Origin of the sequence: Paenibacillus haidiansis, from assembly GCF_036553665.1 — a bacterium.
GTDB lineage: Bacteria > Bacillota > Bacilli > Paenibacillales > Paenibacillaceae > Fontibacillus > Fontibacillus haidiansis.
On record NZ_JAZHPZ010000010.1, the window covers coordinates 89024 to 106836 of the forward strand.

Consider the following 17813-nt stretch of genomic DNA (forward strand, 5'->3'; position numbering starts at 1 on the left):
CCTGCAAAACTATTTAGATGATGAATATTCCAAATTCCGTTAAGAAGTTGAAGCCGGTGAGTACATTACACCACAACGAATGACATTCAGCGCCTTTATTGAGGAATGGCGTACTAAGTACGCATCAAAGCACCTTGAACATAAAACACGCTACACCTATGAATCGCATTTAAAAAAGCGGATCATCCCAACTTTTGGACATATGAAGTTTGAGGATATAAAACCGATCCATATTGTGGACTTCCTTGAATCCCTCGCCCAGGACGGAAGTCGTGGAGACAACAAAAGCGGTAGTCTATCCTCTGGAACTGTTCAAATGAATCACAGAGTACTAAAGAATATTTTTTCACGTGCTGTTGAATTGAAGATTATTAAAAGCAATCCTGTCGCTTCTGTTCATAAACCCAAAGTAATAAGCAAAGAAATAATTCCATATGATGAAAATGAAGTCTCCCAACTTCTCCAGGCACTTGAAAGGGAACCGTTTCACTGGTGTATGATGATCACATTAGCTCTGACAACTGGAATGAGACGTGGTGAATTGTTAGGCCTTGAATGGAAGCATGTCAACTGGAAAGCCGGAGTTATAGATGTTACCCAAACACTGGTTCAAGCCCTCAAAGGTGAGATCATTGTTAAAGAACCGAAAACAAAAAACTCCAAGCGTAAGGTTGCACTTCCGGTTTCTGTACTTGAAGAATTGCGGGAATATAACGCCTATAGGGTTAAAGAGAGAGACAAGCTCGGGGATGCTTGGAACGGAAAGGATCAGGAAGGTCGAGAATGGAATTTTGTATTCTCACACGTTGATGGAACGCCATTTCATCATGAACGCCCATATCTGTGGTTTAGACAGTTCATAATGAAGAATGGGTTCCGGTATATCCGTTTTCATGATCTACGCCATACATCGGCAACATTGTTAATAAACCAAGGGGTTCATGCAAAGATCATTTCTGAACGTTTGGGACACGGAAACATTACAACCACCATGAACATATACGGTCATGCGCTCCGATCCGCAGACCAAGCAGCAGCCGATAAACTTGATTCCCTGTTTTCTAAACGCGAAGATAAGCATAGCAAAAAGACACTCGGTTGATTGCGCTGAGTGTCTTTTTTTGTGTCGAATTATAACCATTTATTGTAGATTCACATACAGTTTCACATCAATTTCACATCAATATGGAAATTTAACATCTGTTTCATTCAATATCCGATGCCTGTATCACACTATAAACCCTTGATATATAAGGGATTTACAATCTGTATCATTTACAAATAATCAAAGCAACGTTTTCTATATGTGTCGTATGCGGAAACATATCCACCGGTTGCACCTCCACCGTCCGGTACCCGCCGTCCTCCAACACGCGCAGGTCCCTTGCCAGCGTTGACGGGTTACAGCTCACATATACCACCCGTTCCGGCTTCATCTCGATAATCGTCTCCAGCAGGCGCTGGTCGCAGCCTTTGCGTGGTGGATCGACGACGATGACATCGGCTTCGACGCCCTGCTCTTTCCAGCGCGGGATCACGTCTTCGGAGGCTCCAACTTCGAAGCTGACGTGGCTCATGCCGTTCAGTTCGGCGTTGGCGCGGGCATCCTCGATCGCTTCTTTGACTATTTCCACGCCGTAGACCCGCTCGGCATGCTGCGCCAGGAACAGCGAGATCGTCCCGATGCCGCAATAGGCATCTATGACGGTTTCCTTCCCCGTCAATCCGGCATACTCAACGGCTTTGCCGTACAAGAGCTCGGTCTGCACCGGATTCACCTGGTAAAAAGACCGCGCCGAAATCGCAAACTTCACATCGCCGATGTAATCGTGGATCACCTCGCGTCCCCACAGGACGCGGGTAACATCGCCGAAGATGACATTCGTCTGCCGGGTATTTACGTTTTGGCAGATGCTGACGACGGCGGGCATCTCGTCGCGGATGGCGGCGATCCATTCTTCCTCGCGCGGAATCCGGTCGCCGTTCGTGACGAGCACGAGCATCATCTCGCCGGTACGGAAACCGACTTTGACGACGACATGGCGCAGCAGTCCCTGGCCGGTTTCCTCGTTGTAGGCGGTGATGCCGAGGCGGCGGGCGATCGCCTTGACGCGAGCGACGACATCGTCGTTATTCTCGTGCTGAATCAAGCACGTTTCCATATCGACGATGCGGTGGCTGCCGCGGGCGTAAAACCCGCCGACCAGCGCGCCGTCCGTGACGCCGACGGGCACCTGAGCCTTGTTGCGGTAGCGCCAAGGCTCGTCCATGCCCAGCGTCGGCAGCACGAGGACGCCGCCCGCGTCAGCCGCGCCGCCTGCGCCCTCGCGCACCTCGCCCGCCACGCGCAGCTTGCCGATGCGCTCCAGCGCATCGACCACATGCTGCCGCTTCCAGGCGAGCTGCCCGGCGTAGCTCAAGTGCTGCAGCTGGCAGCCGCCGCACTTGTCGTAAATGCCGCAGGGCGCGGCCACGCGCTCCGGGCTCGATTCCAGGATGTCAAGCAGCTTGGCGTAGCCGTACTGCTTCTTTGTCTTCAGCACCTTGACCCGGACCTTCTCGCCGGGCAGCGCGCCCTGCACGAACAAAGTGTAGCCGTCCGCGCGGCCGACGCCTTCCCCGTCATGGTTCATACCGGTGATGTCGATTACGACCTCGTCGTTCTTCGCCACCGGCAGCCCCGCGATCTGCCGCGTCTCATCCGCCGGTCTTCCTTGACCCGCCGCGCCCACGCCAGCACCGGCAGTTCGCCCGGATCGTGCCGACGAAGCCCGCGTGCCGCCAGGCTCCCGTTCCTTCCCCTTAAAACCGGTCCGATTCTCGCCCGCCTTTACTTTCCCCGCGTCCCGTCGGCTCTGCTGCTTTTTTTGTCCAAGCTGCTTTCTCATTTCCACTGCCCCATCTCTATCCCTGGATTCCGCGGCCTTACAGCGCCTTTACTCCCAGCTTAACCGGAACTCGCCGTCTTAACCGCCCAACTTCACCCGTGCAAAGTAACTTCTATCCGTACAAAACCCCCGCCGGCTTGGCAGGGGATCGCATATACTCGCCATGTTCTGTTCAACTAACTGGATTTCATACATCTAATTCACCGAGAAACATCGTCCGCCAACCAATTAACTGGAAAACATACATCTATTTTCTTAAAAAAAAGGACTTTTGCGCATTTCCCCATCAATTAGCTGTAGGTTCTACATTTAATGATCCCCGATTGGCCGATTGTCCAAAATTAACTGTAGGAAATCCAGTTATTTGGCGGCCTATCGTGCACTTATCAAGGCGTCCGGCCGCCCCGTCATTGGGACGCCCGAATCGCTCGGCACGCTCAACAGCCGCCGCTTCCGCTTACGCGAAAATCTTCAAATGCCGCGGCAGAATCTCGAACACGCCCGGCAGCTCGCCGCCTAGCTCGCCGTCGAGGTTGAGCTGAACGCTGCCCGGCGAGGTGACTTCCATCCGCTTCGTCTTGAAATAAATGACGTGCGGATCGTTCAAATGGTCGCCGCGCAGCGCCATCGTCACCAGGCGGATGAACTCCGCCAGATTGCATTTCTTCACGGCGAGCACGTCGAGCAGCCCGTCGTCGATTTGCGCGCCGGGGGCCAGCTTCTCGAAGCCGCCGACCGAGTTGCTGTTGGTGATCAGGAACATCATGAACTCGCCCTCCAGCATCTCTTGGCCTTCGGCATCGATGACGAGATGGGTCGGCGACAGGCTGACCATCTTCTCGATCCCTTTCATATAATAGGCCAACTGGCCGATCATTGTCTTAAGCCGGCTGGGCACTTCGTAGGTCAGTTCCGTCAAGGTGCCGCCGCCGGCGATATTGATAAAATAGCGGCCGTTCACTTTCCCGATATCGATCGGCCGGGTTTTATCCTCGATCACCAGGTCGCAGTACTCCTCCCAGCGTCTGGGGATCTTCATCGCGCGGGCGAAATCGTTGGTCGTGCCGAGCGGAAAAATCCCGAGCGGAGGCAAATACTCCGCCGCGGCTTGCCCGGCCATTCCGTTGACGACCTCGTTCAGCGTCCCGTCTCCTCCGGCCGCGATAATGATGTCATAGCCGCGGACGCAGGCCTCGGCCGCTTCGCGCATGGCGTCCCCTTCCCCGGTTGTGGCATGACAGGACGTTTCTATTCCCGCTTTGTCCAACCGGTCCAGGATGTCGGGCAGCAGCCGCCGCATTTCCTCCCGTCCCGATGTCGGATTATATATTAACCTAGCTCTCTTCATTCGCAAAACGCCACCTATTTTTAGGTTATTCCTTTCGGATATAACATTTATTCGCTCAATGTCTCCATTATATTCAATATTTGCCCCGACATCCAGCGGGCCAGAAGCGGATGGGGAAGCAGGGCTTCGCCCGAATAGCGGAAAGGCAGGCCGGCGAGCCTGGAGGGAATCACCGTTTTGGTGAAATAGCCCGCGCTCAGAAAGAGCGGGGCGATAATCACGTCATAGCCCTGCTCTCCGGCCCAGTAGCTCACCTTCCGCCGCACGCTGTCCGGGTTGAGCAGCGCATAATCGGCGCGGGCCAATCCGCTGAGCGCGCCCGTCCGGGCCGCCAGCGAGGAAATCCCCCGCTCCCAGCGCTGCAGGAAGCCGTCGTGGATGCTGCCGTGGCCGACCAGGAGCAGCACCTCCCGCTCCGGCTCGCGGGACAAGTCCTTGACCTTGTCCCAGATCATTTCGGCGACCAGCGGATCGTCGTCGATGGGATCACCAAAAAACACGCGTGCGGAAATACGGAGACGCTCCATATCGGTCTCCTTCTCCAGCGTGTTCTTAACACCCAGCGCGTATTCGATTTCATCGATATGCGTACTCCCGGAGGAGACGAATAAAGGGATGACGATCAGGTCGGTCACTCCCTGCGATTCGAGCCGGTCGATCCCGTCTTGAATAAGCCGGCCTTCCACCGTCTCCAGGAAAGAAGCCGCTAGCGGAAGGTCGGCCGGGAGCCCGGCCGCCGCTGCGGCGACGGCCTCGTCAACCAGAGTCACCCAATGGGGATCGGGAGACCCGTGGCTAATGACAAGCACGCCGGGCTTGGACGGTTTCCCGCCTTGGAACGCCAGCTTACCCCGCGTTCTTGACTTCCCCTGTCCCCTGGGACCGGATAAAGAAGAATTCATCCTAACGGCCCAGCCGGTCCAGCGTCATTTTGTAACCGTCGTTCCCGTAATTCAGGCAGCGCTTGACCCGGGAAATCGTCGCCGTGCTGGCCCCGGTCTCCGCCTCGATTTGGTTATACGTGTTGCCCTTGCCCAGCATTCTTGCGACCTCCAGGCGCTGGGAGAGCGATTGAATTTCATTGACCGTGCACAAATCGTCAAAAAAGATATAGCATTCCTCGATGTCTTTCAGGGTAAGAATCGCTTCGAATAATTGATCGATCGTCTTATCATTCAACTTCTTAAGCTGCACTAGATAATCATCCCCTACCATTACTTAACCACAATCCCATTGTACCCGAGCCGAGTCCCCCTTTTCAAGCATTAACGATTTCACGCATTACAGAAAGAGTGCCCAAATCCGGGGAAATGCCTATTTAACCGGGACATTCGTCTATACGCTTTTGCCCCTGGTCACATACAGTATTGTAAACAAACGCCCACAAAGCGGTTTTAACCGAGCCACCATATGACAAAAAAACAAAAAGGAAAGTGATACAATGCCACATTATCAACCCCCCCGGCGGAGCGCAACACCGCCATCCTATCCGGTCAGCAATTTTTATCCCGGGATTGACCCTTACGGGGCCGTCGATCCGCTGCTCAAGGCCGAGGCCTCGGCGCTCGTGCCGTACGCCCCGGCAGCCGGCGGCTCCTTGCCCGCAGCCGGTGCGGCTGCGGCCACGGAAACGGCGGCGGCGGGAGCGGCGAGCGGCTTCTCCCTGGCCAACATCGGCGGAATCATCGAGCGGCTGGGCGGCATTGAAGGGATTGTCGCCACCATGGGGAAAGTGCAAAAGGTGATGCAGACCGTTCAGCAGTTCGCCCCGATGGCCAAGATGTTCGCCGGGCTACTTCCCTTAGGCAAAAGCGCTAAGCTGAAGGGCGGGGGCGCCGGAGGAAGCCTCGACGAATACAAACCCCGGCGCCGCAGATCCCGCGGCAAAAAAAGCGGCAATCGCTCTTCGGGCAAGCGCAGCCGCAAGAAGACAGGCAGACGCCGCCGCTAATCCATCGGCGGCGTCTTGTTTCACTTGAACCAGCCCCGTTTTACGAAAACGAGAATCATCCAGATGCCGAGCAGCGCCATCAGCCCCAAAACGGCATAATAGCCGTATTGCCAGTTCAGCTCGGGCATGTTGATGAAATTCATCCCGTAAATGCCGGCGATCAAGGTCAGCGGCATGAAAACCGTGGTGATTACGGTGAGTGTTTTCATAATCCCGTTCATCCGGTTGGAATTCAGCGATATGTAGGAATCCCTTAAGTCGGCGGTCATTTCCCGGTCCGTCTCGATCATCTCGGAAAGCTTCAGCAAGTGATCGTGAATATCCGCAAAATAGGCCCTCGGCTCTCTCTCGCCCTGAATATGCTGGGAATTTAAAATCCGGTACATCAGATCCCGCATCGGCACGATCGTCCGGCGCAGCTTGAGCAGCCGCCCGCGCAGAGCGAACACCTGATTCATCAACAGTTCGACCGATTCGTGGCCGCCCCGCTTTTCCAGCTCATCCAGTTCATCCTCCACCGCATAGACGCAAGGGAAATAGCGATCGACCAGCGAATCGATGACCATATAGGCCACGGCAAAAGGACCGCGTGCCCAGGCTCTTCGTTTCTGCGCCCCGTTCACCAGCCCCTCCCAAACTTCGTCGACTCCTTCAAGTTTCTGGTGGTGGAAGGACACGAGAAACTTGTCACCGATAAACAGGTTGACTTCAGCCGCACCGAGGGTATCGGGGTCCAAGGCATGCAGCACAAGGAATTGATAACCTTCATAATAATCGATCTTGGGCCGCTGAAGAACATACAGACAATCCTCGATCGCGAGCGGATGGAATCGAAAGAAGGTATCCAGCTTCTCCGCTTCCTCCGGGGTGGGCATATTGAAATCGACCCAACACCAAGTGTATGTGGCGTCGGCGATTTTCTCCAGCGGAATGCCGGTATCCACCTTATGATCATGCGTAATCCCTATGACGCGTACCAAGCCGGGACCTCCTTTATCATTGCGGATATGAAGAAAAGCCAACCTCATCGGATTGGCTTTGGTTGCGTATGTTATTGATCTGCCTTCTTTCACTAGAACAGCAGCATGTATATTCCTCCGGCAAGCACGGCCACGATCGGAATCGTAATGACCCAGGTAATTACGATCTGTCCGGCAAGCGACCATTTCACCGCCGAGAACCGTTTGGCCGAGCCGACGCCGAGAATTGCCGAAGTGATCGCATGCGTGGTGCTGACCGGCAAATGAAGCAGCGTAGCCCCGAAAATAACGGTAGCCCCGGTTAAATCGGCCGCGAAACCGTTGATCGGCTCGATTTTAAAAATTTTCGTGCCCATCGTTTTAATGATCTTCCAACCGCCGATCGAGGTTCCGAGCGCCATGGCGGTCGCCGCGGAGAGCTTGACCCATAGCGGAACTTCCATATGATCCTGATATTTGGCGGTAACCAGGGCGAAAGTAATGATCCCCATCGCTTTCTGGGCGTCATTGGTACCATGCGTAAAGCTTTGCAGCGCCGCCGTAATGATCTGCATCGTCCGGAAGCCTTTATTGACCGTATGCGGACTGCGGTTGGCAAAAATCCATTTTAATATCATCATGATAATATATCCGACAACAAAAGCGATCAGCGGGGAAAAAACCAATCCCTCGATAATCGTAATAAACCCGCTCCAATTCAGCTTGTCCGATCCGGCGCCGACAAAGACAGCGCCGGCCAGCGCCCCGATCAGGGCATGCGACGACGACGACGGAATTCCGAACCACCACGTGATCAGATTCCAAATGATCGCCGCCAGCAGCGTCGCTATCAGTACTTCCAGCCCGTTGTCTAAAGTGGCGGGGTCCGCCACGCTGCCGCCGATCGTTTTCGCCACGCCGGTGAACAGGATAGCTCCCAGGAAGTTCATGATAGCCGCCATCATAATCGCGGTCCGCGGCTTCAATGCGCGGGTGGAGACCGAAGTTGCGATCGCATTGGCCGTATCGTGGAAACCGTTTATAAAATCAAAGCCGAGCGCCAATATGATAACGATGATTATAATCAGAGTATCCATAACTTTTCTTGCACAGACCTTGGTTTCTCTCTATATGAATCCGCGCAATTCCAACCTCCCGTAAATCGATTGTAAACCTGGTTATCTTATGAATTGCGCATAATAATGGATTCCAGCATATTTGCCACGTGTTCGCAGGCATCCGTCGTCGTTTCCAGACGCTCGTAAATTTCCTTCTTTTTGATCAATACGATCGGGTCCGTCACTTTCGCAAACAGCTCGTTGATGCAAATCCGCAGCAGTTCGTCGCCTTGATTCTCCAAATCGTTCAGACGAATCGTATGTTCGCGGATCGCGAGCAGTTTCTTTTGGGACAGCAAATGGATCGCTTTTTGAATTTCATAGGCTGAATTGCGCAAAATTTCCGCAAAATGGACGATATGCTCATCGGGCTCACTCAGATGGTACATGAAGAATCGGGACGTCGTCGCTTCCAAACCGTCCATGACATCGTCCAGCGTTGTCGTCAGGTTCATGATATCATCGCGTTCAATCGGAGTAATAAACGTCTTGTTCAATTCGACAATAATGGTATGCGTATAACTGTCGCAAGTAGACTCAAATTCCTTCATTTTCTTGGCGAATTGGTCCACATCTTTAAATTCCGACACCTGCTGGGCGAAGTAATCCGCCGAATGCACGATCGTATCCGCCATGTTCTCCAATGTTTGGAAAAAGATGTCCTTTTTCTTCCCTCGCATCTAGGTTCCCCTTTTCTCTAATTGTGTGAATTTTTACACTCCCAAAATACTTTTAACACACTTGAATATCTTAACACAACTAGTCAGTGTATAGCTAAAGTTGTTGCAAAGATTTCACGTTCATTTGCTTATATTTACCCTTCGTTTGCCAATTCTATCCCTAACCCGCCACAATAAGACAGACTTTCAACGACTTTCTTTTCAATTAATTGACAAATGGCTGTCGAAATCAGGCTGATTTGGTACGACATTGAAATAGGTCGTCCCCGGCACAAAGGGGATCTCCTCATTATCCTTCACGAATCGGATTACATCATCCGCTCGATGAATCCACTCGCCGCGGATCATTTTGCCGCCCTGGAACAGCACGGCTTGTCCCCCAAGTTCCAGATCAACGGCCAACCGGCCGACCTCATCCAGCACTTTATGGTCGGCGCCCAGAACGACGACATTGGCGGCGGTCAGCGTCTCACCGGTCTCCAGATCCGTATGCGGACTGCCGTTGATATATCTTTTGTACAGGTTCGTCTGCGTATCGTACTCATATTTCACTTTGTAGTTCTCAAGCTGAAACTTGATTTCAACCGAGCTTGCCGCCTCTCCCTCGATGATGTCGTTCGGTTCGCGGAACGTATAGGTCGGAACTTCCGTATCCTCGGTCGCGTAGCCCCGCTTGGCCGCGCCTTCCATCAGCTGCTCCACATTCGAATAGAGATTGTGCGGCGCTTTACGCGATTTGTCCCGCCAAAAGTAAGCGCCCGCGTTCGTGATTTCATCGAGATCCTCCTTATGCTGGCGCTGAAGCACGGCGTAGGCGTCATTGCTTGCCCCGGCATGAACCAGAACTCCGTGGTAGCTCTCCCCAAGCTCGATCATGTAAGGTCGGATGCTGCGGATCGGTCCGATTTTCGCTTCATCCGCGTTGCTATGGAAAATCGACACCAAACGGGTCACTCCGCCTTCGGCCAGCACCTCGTAAACGATATCGGCGCCGAACAGCCCGGATTGGGGCCGCGCCGCCGGCGCATTGTTGATCATCAAGGCCAGCGGGCGGCGGGTAAGCGGCTCTTCCAGCGGCATGCCCGTCAGCGGGGCCGAATATGGACTTGCGACCGCAACCGGTTCCTCGTTCGGAGGCTCCTCGGTTTCGGTCACGGCCGGAACCGCCGGTCCGTCCGCGGCATCCGATGAGTTTTTATTCTCTCCGCAACCCGGAATCAGCAGCAGACAAGCCGACAGCAACAGGAGAAAAAGGCCGGTTTTCGCTATGTTTAATTTCATAATTCCTCCATTTTTTTATGTAATACCTCCATTATACGACATGCATTGAGTAATGTGGCTGAGAAATGACTGAATTGAGTGCGAAGAGCGGCTTTTTCGAGCTAAGGAGGAATAACGATGATTGTCAATTGGTTGAGGAATAGCGTATCGCTTCATGGATACTTGCCTTGCCGTTGTGCGGATTTAGGTTGGCTATGAACGACTGGCCTGGGGATGGGGAAAATCAGCGGCGGATTCGACGCCGGAGGGGTTCTTGCGGGAGCGGTTCGGCCGGAACAGTTCCGGTTACTGACCGCCGAACCTCCAGCAATTCAAGCTTAAGCTGCCGAACTCATAGCTTTGGTACAGCTTGTCGGCCTTGCGGTCATGATCGGCCGCGCCCATGGCGTACAGGAGCGGCGCAAAATGCTCCGGGGCGTAGGATGGAACGGCCTCCCTGGCGTGGGGGGCTTTCTTGTCGAATTGAAAAAGCGTCCGCAAGTCCCAGCTTCCCAGCGTCTGTGCGATCCATTCGTCAAAAAGGACCGCCCAGGGCAATGGTTCCGTCGCCTGGCGGTCGAGTAGCCGCAAATTATGAACTAACCCGCCGCTGCCGATGATCAGCACATTTTCGTCGCGCAGCTTTGCGAGCATTTTGCCGATTGCGTATTGTTCGGACGGGGAGCGCTTGGAGTCCACGGACAGCTCCACCACCGGAATATCGGCAGCCGGGAAGAGGGCGCGCAAAATGACCCATGCCCCGTGATCCAGCCCTCTTCCGGAGACGGTTGTATAGGGCAGATTGTTCGCCGTGAACAGCGAACCGATCTTCGCGCCAAGCTTAGGATCTCCTGCAGCGGGATAACTGATCTTATACAAGTCTTCGGGAAATCCGTAAAAATCATGGGAGGTCTCATGAACTTCGTCGGCATTGATACACTGCACGGGAGCGTCCCAATGCGCCGAAAACAGCACGATCGCCTGCGGCCGTTTCAGCCCTTCCCGTCCCAAACGGTTGAGAAATTGCGTATATTCGTTATCCTCCATGGCCAGGGTGGGGGACCCGTGGGCCACAAACAATGCGGGTTGAGCCATCTTATCCTGCAACCTCCTCTCTACTTCAAACGGATTTATTTCCATTTTATCGCGAAAGGAAGTTATTTACCACTTATACGAAATAAGGGAAACGGATTGGGTTGGTCCGCCTCAGATCATCCAATGCTGCCAGTCGGTGTTCGCGGCTTCGAGGCCGCCGAGCCACTCCGTCGTCTTGCTGAGAAGCTGGTCGCGCGCGGCCCCGGAGGAATACGTATGGTCGGCCTGGAAAATAATCTCCTTGTCGCAGCGACCTTCCGGCCGCATCCAGAACACCTTCTGATACAGGAACGCATAATCGACGGGGATGGTATCGTCGGATGTGCCGTGCACGACCAGAACATTCCCGCTGAATTTAGCGGCCTCCTGAAACGGCTGATAAGTACCGAGGGAATCGAAAAAAGCCGGGGTCAGGCCGTATCCCAGGTAATCGGCGGCTCCCTGTTCGACCGCTTGGTCATACAATTTGCGTCCGGTGATCTTGACGATATCGTTAAACGGGTAGCCGACGGCGGACCATAGAATCAGGTTTTTGACCCGGCGGTCCCGGGCGGCCGTGAGCAGGGCGACCATGCCGCCAAGGCTGTGCCCGATCAGCGTAACCCGGGTAGGATCGATATCGCCGATTCCGAAGGAGTAATCCAGGACCGCCCGGGTTTGGGCGATCATCGAATCGACTCCTTCCCGGCCGTAATCGCCGCTGCTCTCCCCGCAGCCGATATAGTCGAACCGGACGACCAGATAACCCTGGCCGGCCAATTCGCGCGCGGTCTGCACGAACAGCCGATCAACCCCGATCCGGCTGCCTACGAATCCGTGGCATATAACAACGAGCGGAACGCGGTCCTTGCAGCGCCCTTCCTTCTTCAATTGAGCCGCATAATGGACGCTGGCCGCGATCTGCTCTTTGCCGTGCTGAATCGTAATATGCCGTTCCATTTGGAATTCCCCCTGTTTCCCATGCCTATAATATATTAATCCGATAAGTTTAATAAGAATAATTAAGCTTATCTTAGCATTCGGGCCGCAGGGTGTCAATCCTCGCTTTATTCATACGACTGGTTAAAATACCTCCAGGTGATTTCCTTTCCATCCCACTCTTTGATAAATTGTTGATCCACCGAGTCGTTCTCTTCCCCTACAAACAAGGCTTCGGAAGCGAATTCAACCATATCGTCCTCTCCGACCACTTCGTCCAGGCTTCCCCTGGAATGGCTGTTCAACAAAAATCGGCGGGTTAAGTCCGATTCGTATTTTTCCATATTTCCTCTGCCTCCTTATACCATTTGCAGTAGTTTCGACGGACAAGAAGGCTTTTTATACCCCGTTCAAGAAATTGACATCAATTCCGAAGACCCTTGCGAACGGCACGAACATTGCAGTATACTACCTGGAGAAAATCGGAAATTTCCCTTAAGGAAAAGTGTAAACATCGATAAACATCGAGATTTGTACAGCTTGGGAGGAGAGGAAGTCATTGTACATCCATGAGATGATTCAGGAAACGAAGGCATTGAGAGAGCAAATGGACCCGGCCAATGAAGCCTATTTTGGGGAAATGGTCATGTACATCCGCTCCGGCGCGAGTTCCCTGACCGAAGCGAAAGGGGAGGAAGTCCTGCTCGGCTTGGCCAAGCAAATCGTCAAGAACCAAAGCAAGGGCATCTCCGCCAAACAGCTTTTCGGGCCTGACGCCGCCGCATATTGCGAACAACTTGCGGACGACATTCATATGCGCAAACCGCGCAGCACCAAAGACAAAATCAAATATTATACGATGATTCCCTGGGTCGCGCTTACCTGGGTATTTTTCATCTACATGATTACCGGCTTCTTCAGCAAATGGTTCGGGGGGGAACTGGAGTATACGCTCATCAGCAGCTCGACATTGCTTCTGATCGCCGTGCTGTCCATTGTGTTGGTGGAGCTCGTTACGCGTTTTCTTGGACAAGGCTCCAAGAAGCAGGAGGAAGAATCCGCAGAGACCGCCGACGCCGCAGCACCGCATAAAATCAATCTCAAATCGATCGCGACATATGTTGTCGTTGTCGTTGTGGTGGTCGCGGTCGGACTGCTGCTGGGCCGCATCATGCCGTCCTTCACCGTTTCACCTTGGGACAGCCTGATTATATTTCTCATCGGCCTCGCCGGACAAATCTTCATTTTCGGCCGGCGTTCGAAATCGTAAACAGCACGTAGCCGTAATAGAACGGGGCCTGACCGTAAGCCGCTTTGCGACTCGGTCAGGCCCCGTCTTTTCATTTAGTTGGAATTAAATGAGCAAATTAAACAAATTCAGATCGCGGTTCAGTTCCGTATAATTGATTCCTTTGGCCGCCATCCGGGCGATCAGCGGTTCATAGTCCTCCTTGTTGCTGAGCTCGATGCCGACGAGCGCCGGCCCGTTCTCCTTGTTGTTCTTCTTGGTGTACTCGAACCGCGTGATATCGTCGTCCGGGCCGAGCACCTGTTCCAGGAACTCGCGGAGCGCGCCTGCCCGCTGCGGGAAATTGATCAGGAAGTAGTGCAGGAGTCCTTCGTAAATGAGCGAGCGCTCCTTCATTTCCTGCATCCGGTCGATATCGTTGTTGCCGCCGCTGATAATGCAGACGACCGTCTTGCCGCGGATCTGCTCGCGGTACATATCGAGCGCGGACACCGGCAGCGCCCCCGCCGGCTCGACGACGATCGCGCTGTCATTGTACAGCTCCAGAATCGTGGTGCAGGCCTTCCCCTCGGGAACCTTGACGATATCGTCGAGCAGGTCCTTGCAGATTTCATAATTGAGATCGCCGACACGCTTTACGGCCGCGCCGTCGACAAATTTGTCGATCGATTCCAGCGTCACGACCTTTTTCCGCTTGATCGCTTCGGTCATGGAAGCCGCGCCGGACGGCTCTGCCCCGATTACTTTCGTTTCCGGGCTGACCGTCTTCAAGTAGGTGCCGACGCCCGAAATCAAACCGCCGCCGCCGATCGTGACGAACACATAGTCGGCCGGCGCGTCAAGGCTCTCCATGATCTCCATGGCGATCGTTCCGTTGCCGGCGACGATTTTCGGATCGTCGAACGGATGGATAAATGTCATGCCGCCTTCGGTGCAGGCTTTAATCGCCTCTTCGTAAGCGTCGTCATACGTATCGCCCGTAAGGACCACTTCGACCGCCGAGCCGCCGAACCGCTTGACCTGCTTGACCTTCTGATTCGGGGTCGTGCTCGGCATATAGATCTTGCCCCGGATGCCGAGCGCATTGCAGGAAAAAGCCACCCCTTGCGCATGGTTCCCCGCGCTGGCGCACACGATTCCCTTAGCCAGGTCCGCTTGGCTCATGCTGCGGATCATATTGTAAGCCCCGCGAATCTTAAACGAGCGGACCACCTGCAAATCCTCCCGCTTCAAATACACCTTGCAATCGTATTTCGCCGATAACGTCGGATCCAATTGCAGCGGGGTACGTCTCACCACTTCTTTCAGGACATGATGCGCACGCACGATATCTTCCATTCCTACCGTATGGCGTTCCGTGTCATTCATCTCTATTGGTCTCCTTTACAATCTCTCTCATTCTTTTAAAGTTACACCGGAACCGGTCCAGGTTCAAGAGTTATCTTTATGAGAGCCCTTCCACAAAAAGTCATGGCAATGCCCTTTGAACAGCAGCATACGGGCCGTAGTTCAAAGGGCATCGATAGGAATATATTAGTCTTTTTTGGGCACGAGCTTCCGGTTGGTGCGCCCTGTGGCATGCTTCACATCCGCCAGCTCAGTCAATTTCCATTCCGTGGCGCCCAGCACAAGATCGGCAGGGAATTCTTCGCCTTTTTGCAAATAGTTTTCACGGCCAAGCTCGTCGGTATAGACGCCTTCCACTTCCACAATATCCCGGGACATCGGGAGCATGTCCTTTTTCTCTTTGCTCACTTAAAAATCGCCTCCTCCCTGGTAATATCTCCAGATCGGAGGCGATTATCCGCGGGTTGGCCCGGGTAACGCTTTCGCTTACGCCCGTTTTACGGGACGAGCTACCGCATATCCGTAGCCCTCAGGAAAATGGCGCTGGTAATCCTGTTTGTTTCCGTCATAATCCCAAACATATCCCAGCGATTCGGGATTAAAGTTCCACGCCAGCGCTTCCACCGCCTGCATGACGGGCCAGTTGTCCTTCATGTAATCATAGGCCGGATGATAGAACACCAGGTATTCCGATCGCGAGATCGAGCGCTGCTCCATCCCCTCCGGGATCATACCGGTATCCTCGGCCGGAACCGCAATACCGTATAAATAACCTTTGTGTCCGTTCTCGTAATACCAGCCGCCCAACTGCCCCAATTGCCCGGTTAGCGTACGCACGGACATGCTCTCCAGCGAGCCGCAAATATCGTCGCAATTATGACCGTTTTTCCAGAACGAATGATAACCGCTTGCTTGGGGATCCCAAATTCCGATAAATTGATGTTCCGGGATAACCTCTACCTTGATTTCGACATGCTGAATAGATGAAATGGCACTCATACGATCCTGCTCCTTCTTGGCATAGTGATAAGGAGAGTACACTTCCTGCCGTATGGCTAACGGAATGGGCCGCTTCGACTTGCGGTATGCGTTCGGGGTAATGCCGAACGCTTTGACGAACGCCCGTGTCAGCGCCTCCTGGGACGAGAACCCGTACTTGACGGCGATGTCCAATATCCGCTCGTTCGTGTCGCGGAGCTCCAGGGCGACACGGCTGATGCGGCGTATCCGGACATAATCCCGCAGCGTCATCCCGGTCAGCGTATGAAACCGCTTCGTACAGTAATAGGGCGAATAGCCGAGCTGCTCCGCCATTTCCAATAGGGAAGGCGAGACTTCGGGATGTTCATCGACCCAATCAATCATTCGTTGGACCATCTCGTTCCATTCGTACATACCGGCAGATCTCCTTTCATTTCCCAATCTAGCACGATCAAGGGTTAGCGCATTTGATCTCAGTTGCACTTCTAATTTTGAATGGGGGTCGTGAAGCTACCGCAAAAAAACCGCCCGATGTTTCGGACGGTTCTCACGCTGTTATATCGTGTAGTGTATTATACCAAAGCTTTTGCGGCAATATCTGTGCGATTATGCTTGCCTTCGAAGACAATCCGCTCCGCCGACGCGTAAGCCCGGCTTCTCGCCTCGGCGATATCGCGGCCAAGCCCGACGACGCCGAGCACACGGCCTCCGTTGGTGATCCACTCGCCGGCCGCGTTTTTGGCTGTACCTGCATGGAAGACGAGCCCGGCGTCCGCCGCCGTTTCATCCAGCCCATGGATCGGCAGCCCTTTCGGATAGGAAGCCGGATAACCGCCCGAAGCCAAAATGACGCAAACCGCGGCTTCGTCGCTCCATTCGATCTCCGCTTCGGCCAGCGTGCCGTTTACGGCCGCCAGGAAGATTTCCAGCAGATCGCTTTTCAGCCGCGGGAGAACGACCTGGGTTTCCGGATCGCCGAAACGGGCGTTGAATTCGATCGTCTTCGGCCTTCCGTCCGGCGTAATCATCAGTCCGGCAAACAGCACGCCCCGGAAGGGGCGTCCTTCCTGGACCATGGCTTTCGCCGTCGGCTTGATGATTGTCTCCACCGCTTCTTCGATAATGCTGTCCGCGATATGCGGAAGCGGCGAGTAGGTACCCATCCCCCCGGTATTCGGCCCCAAGTCGCCGTCGTACACCTGCTTGTGGTCTTGGGCCGCCGCCATCGGACGCACGGTTTCGCCGTCCACGAACGACAGGATCGACATTTCTTGTCCGGCCAGGAACTCCTCAATGACGACCTGGCTGCCGGATTCGCCGAACACCTTGTCGACCATGATCTGCTTTAATGCGGATTCCGCCTCTTCCAGCGTAAAGGCGACGGTAACGCCTTTGCCGGCGGCCAATCCGTCCGCTTTGATAACGATCGGTACAGACCGGGTATGCAAATAAGCGAGCGCGGATTCGTAATCGGTGAATTTCTCGTAGGCGGCCGTCGGAATATTGTTTTTTTTCAGCAGATCCTTCATAAACGTTTTGCTGCCCTCGATCAGCGCCGCGTTTTGGCGCGGTCCGAATACCGGTATGTTTTTGGCTTCGAATGCATCGACAATACCCTCTACAAGCGGGTCATCCGGGCCGACAACGACAAGGCCGACGTTTTTCTCTTTCGCGAACTCGGTCAGACGGTCGAATTCATGAACCTGAATCGCTGCGAGCTCCGCAATTTCTCCGATTCCCGCGTTGCCTGGAGCACAGTAAATCTTCCCCGCCTTCGGGCTTTTGGCCAAAGCCCAGCAGATCGCATGCTCGCGTCCGCCGCCGCCGATCACTAAAATATCCATGTACACTGCCCCTCCTTTTGATTGTCAAAATATCAGATTACATTCCGCTCTCCGCACATGTTGTACATATTACAACAATTTCCCCTTGCGAAGCTGCATCTCGAGCCTAAGGCTGCAAATTATACAAATATGTGAATCCGAAAAAAGAAAAACTAGATCAAACCGATTCAAAAAT

18 protein-coding genes are annotated in these 17813 nt (G+C 53.9%); 3 read left to right on the forward strand and 15 right to left on the reverse strand.

Annotation, left to right across the window (positions count from 1 at the left end; genetic code table 11):
* The first annotated feature begins 79 nt into the window (after positions 1-79).
* Positions 80-1102, forward strand: coding sequence for a tyrosine-type recombinase/integrase (locus V3851_RS18340; protein ID WP_331848009.1), 1023 nt, complete (start codon positions 80-82; stop codon positions 1100-1102).
* Positions 1103-1271: 169 nt separating this feature from the next.
* Here the strand turns inward: V3851_RS18340 and rlmD are convergent, their stop codons facing one another.
* The 4 genes from rlmD to V3851_RS18360 all read right to left on the reverse strand — a co-directional run bounded on the left by rlmD (position 1272) and on the right by V3851_RS18360 (position 5430).
* Positions 1272-2888, reverse strand: a complete 1617-nt coding sequence (gene rlmD, locus V3851_RS18345) for a 23S rRNA (uracil(1939)-C(5))-methyltransferase RlmD (RefSeq protein WP_331848010.1) — start codon at positions 2886-2888, stop codon at positions 1272-1274.
* Positions 2889-3345: 457 nt separating this feature from the next.
* The gene (locus V3851_RS18350) at positions 3346-4236 is read right to left on the reverse strand and encodes a diacylglycerol kinase (protein WP_331848011.1); all 891 of its coding nucleotides are present in this window, start codon (positions 4234-4236) and stop codon (positions 3346-3348) included.
* A gap of 47 nt (positions 4237-4283) precedes the next feature.
* Positions 4284-5138: a sirohydrochlorin chelatase gene (locus V3851_RS18355; protein WP_331848012.1), complete on the reverse strand. Its 855-nt coding sequence runs from the start codon at positions 5136-5138 to the stop codon at positions 4284-4286.
* A gap of 1 nt (position 5139) precedes the next feature.
* Positions 5140-5430 (reverse strand): YerC/YecD family TrpR-related protein, encoded by a 291-nt coding sequence (locus V3851_RS18360; RefSeq protein WP_331848013.1) that lies wholly within the window; start codon positions 5428-5430, stop codon positions 5140-5142.
* Between the two features lie 247 nt (positions 5431-5677).
* On the opposite strand from V3851_RS18360, the gene V3851_RS18365 reads away from it, so the two are divergent.
* The gene (locus V3851_RS18365; RefSeq protein WP_331848014.1) at positions 5678-6187 is read left to right on the forward strand and encodes a hypothetical protein; all 510 of its coding nucleotides are present in this window, start codon (positions 5678-5680) and stop codon (positions 6185-6187) included.
* 20 nt (positions 6188-6207) lie between these two features.
* On the opposite strand, the gene corA is transcribed toward V3851_RS18365, so the two are convergent.
* From corA to V3851_RS18400, 7 genes are all read right to left on the reverse strand, one after another.
* Positions 6208-7167, reverse strand: a complete 960-nt coding sequence (gene corA / locus V3851_RS18370) for a magnesium/cobalt transporter CorA (RefSeq protein WP_331848015.1) — start codon at positions 7165-7167, stop codon at positions 6208-6210.
* Between the two features lie 92 nt (positions 7168-7259).
* Positions 7260-8243, reverse strand: coding sequence for an inorganic phosphate transporter (locus V3851_RS18375; protein ID WP_331848016.1), 984 nt, complete (start codon positions 8241-8243; stop codon positions 7260-7262).
* Positions 8244-8329: 86 nt separating this feature from the next.
* Positions 8330-8944, reverse strand: coding sequence for a DUF47 domain-containing protein (locus tag V3851_RS18380; protein ID WP_331848017.1), 615 nt, complete (start codon positions 8942-8944; stop codon positions 8330-8332).
* 201 nt (positions 8945-9145) lie between these two features.
* Positions 9146-10225: a DUF3048 domain-containing protein gene (locus V3851_RS18385; protein ID WP_331848018.1), complete on the reverse strand. Its 1080-nt coding sequence runs from the start codon at positions 10223-10225 to the stop codon at positions 9146-9148.
* Positions 10226-10510: 285 nt separating this feature from the next.
* Positions 10511-11299, reverse strand: coding sequence for a dioxygenase family protein (locus V3851_RS18390; RefSeq protein ID WP_331848019.1), 789 nt, complete (start codon positions 11297-11299; stop codon positions 10511-10513).
* A gap of 111 nt (positions 11300-11410) precedes the next feature.
* Complete coding sequence (locus V3851_RS18395) at positions 11411-12238, reverse strand: alpha/beta hydrolase family protein (protein ID WP_331848020.1); 828 nt, start codon at positions 12236-12238, stop codon at positions 11411-11413.
* 107 nt (positions 12239-12345) lie between these two features.
* Positions 12346-12561 (reverse strand): hypothetical protein, encoded by a 216-nt coding sequence (locus V3851_RS18400; RefSeq protein WP_331848021.1) that lies wholly within the window; start codon positions 12559-12561, stop codon positions 12346-12348.
* A 215-nt stretch (positions 12562-12776) separates the two neighbouring features.
* Here V3851_RS18400 and V3851_RS18405 point away from each other — a divergent pair, with 215 nt between their 5' ends.
* Positions 12777-13487 (forward strand): DUF1129 family protein, encoded by a 711-nt coding sequence (locus tag V3851_RS18405; RefSeq protein WP_331848022.1) that lies wholly within the window; start codon positions 12777-12779, stop codon positions 13485-13487.
* An 84-nt stretch (positions 13488-13571) separates the two neighbouring features.
* On the opposite strand, the gene ilvA is transcribed toward V3851_RS18405, so the two are convergent.
* From ilvA to purD, 4 genes are all read right to left on the reverse strand, one after another.
* Positions 13572-14834, reverse strand: coding sequence for a threonine ammonia-lyase IlvA (gene ilvA, locus V3851_RS18410; RefSeq protein ID WP_331848023.1), 1263 nt, complete (start codon positions 14832-14834; stop codon positions 13572-13574).
* A gap of 165 nt (positions 14835-14999) precedes the next feature.
* The gene (locus V3851_RS18415; protein WP_331848024.1) at positions 15000-15221 is read right to left on the reverse strand and encodes a hypothetical protein; all 222 of its coding nucleotides are present in this window, start codon (positions 15219-15221) and stop codon (positions 15000-15002) included.
* Positions 15222-15299: 78 nt separating this feature from the next.
* Entirely contained in the window at positions 15300-16208 is a 909-nt protein-coding gene (locus V3851_RS18420) for a helix-turn-helix transcriptional regulator (protein ID WP_331848025.1), read from the reverse strand.
* Between the two features lie 158 nt (positions 16209-16366).
* A complete protein-coding gene (purD, locus tag V3851_RS18425; protein ID WP_331848026.1) occupies positions 16367-17638 on the reverse strand; it encodes a phosphoribosylamine--glycine ligase in 1272 nt (423 codons plus the stop codon).
* Positions 17639-17813 lie beyond the last annotated feature (175 nt).

What these genes read in the sequence shown, in the direction of transcription:
- V3851_RS18420 (WP_331848025.1), bottom strand. Translation starts at nt 16,208, where the DNA reads ATGTACGAATGGAACGAGATGGTCCAACGAATGATTGATTGGGTCGAT.
- V3851_RS18380 (WP_331848017.1), bottom strand. Translation starts at nt 8,944, where the DNA reads ATGCGAGGGAAGAAAAAGGACATCTTTTTCCAAACATTGGAGAACATG.
- V3851_RS18400 (WP_331848021.1), bottom strand. Translation starts at nt 12,561, where the DNA reads ATGGAAAAATACGAATCGGACTTAACCCGCCGATTTTTGTTGAACAGC.
- V3851_RS18350 (WP_331848011.1), bottom strand. Translation starts at nt 4,236, where the DNA reads ATGAAGAGAGCTAGGTTAATATATAATCCGACATCGGGACGGGAGGAA.
- purD (WP_331848026.1), bottom strand. Translation starts at nt 17,638, where the DNA reads ATGGATATTTTAGTGATCGGCGGCGGCGGACGCGAGCATGCGATCTGC.
- V3851_RS18390 (WP_331848019.1), bottom strand. Translation starts at nt 11,299, where the DNA reads ATGGCTCAACCCGCATTGTTTGTGGCCCACGGGTCCCCCACCCTGGCC.
- V3851_RS18365 (WP_331848014.1), top strand. Translation starts at nt 5,678, where the DNA reads ATGCCACATTATCAACCCCCCCGGCGGAGCGCAACACCGCCATCCTAT.
- V3851_RS18340 (WP_331848009.1), top strand. Translation starts at nt 80, where the DNA reads ATGACATTCAGCGCCTTTATTGAGGAATGGCGTACTAAGTACGCATCA.
- V3851_RS18375 (WP_331848016.1), bottom strand. Translation starts at nt 8,243, where the DNA reads ATGGATACTCTGATTATAATCATCGTTATCATATTGGCGCTCGGCTTT.
- V3851_RS18385 (WP_331848018.1), bottom strand. Translation starts at nt 10,225, where the DNA reads ATGAAATTAAACATAGCGAAAACCGGCCTTTTTCTCCTGTTGCTGTCG.
- ilvA (WP_331848023.1), bottom strand. Translation starts at nt 14,834, where the DNA reads ATGAATGACACGGAACGCCATACGGTAGGAATGGAAGATATCGTGCGT.
- rlmD (WP_331848010.1), bottom strand. Translation starts at nt 2,888, where the DNA reads ATGAGAAAGCAGCTTGGACAAAAAAAGCAGCAGAGCCGACGGGACGCG.
- V3851_RS18395 (WP_331848020.1), bottom strand. Translation starts at nt 12,238, where the DNA reads ATGGAACGGCATATTACGATTCAGCACGGCAAAGAGCAGATCGCGGCC.
- V3851_RS18355 (WP_331848012.1), bottom strand. Translation starts at nt 5,138, where the DNA reads ATGAATTCTTCTTTATCCGGTCCCAGGGGACAGGGGAAGTCAAGAACG.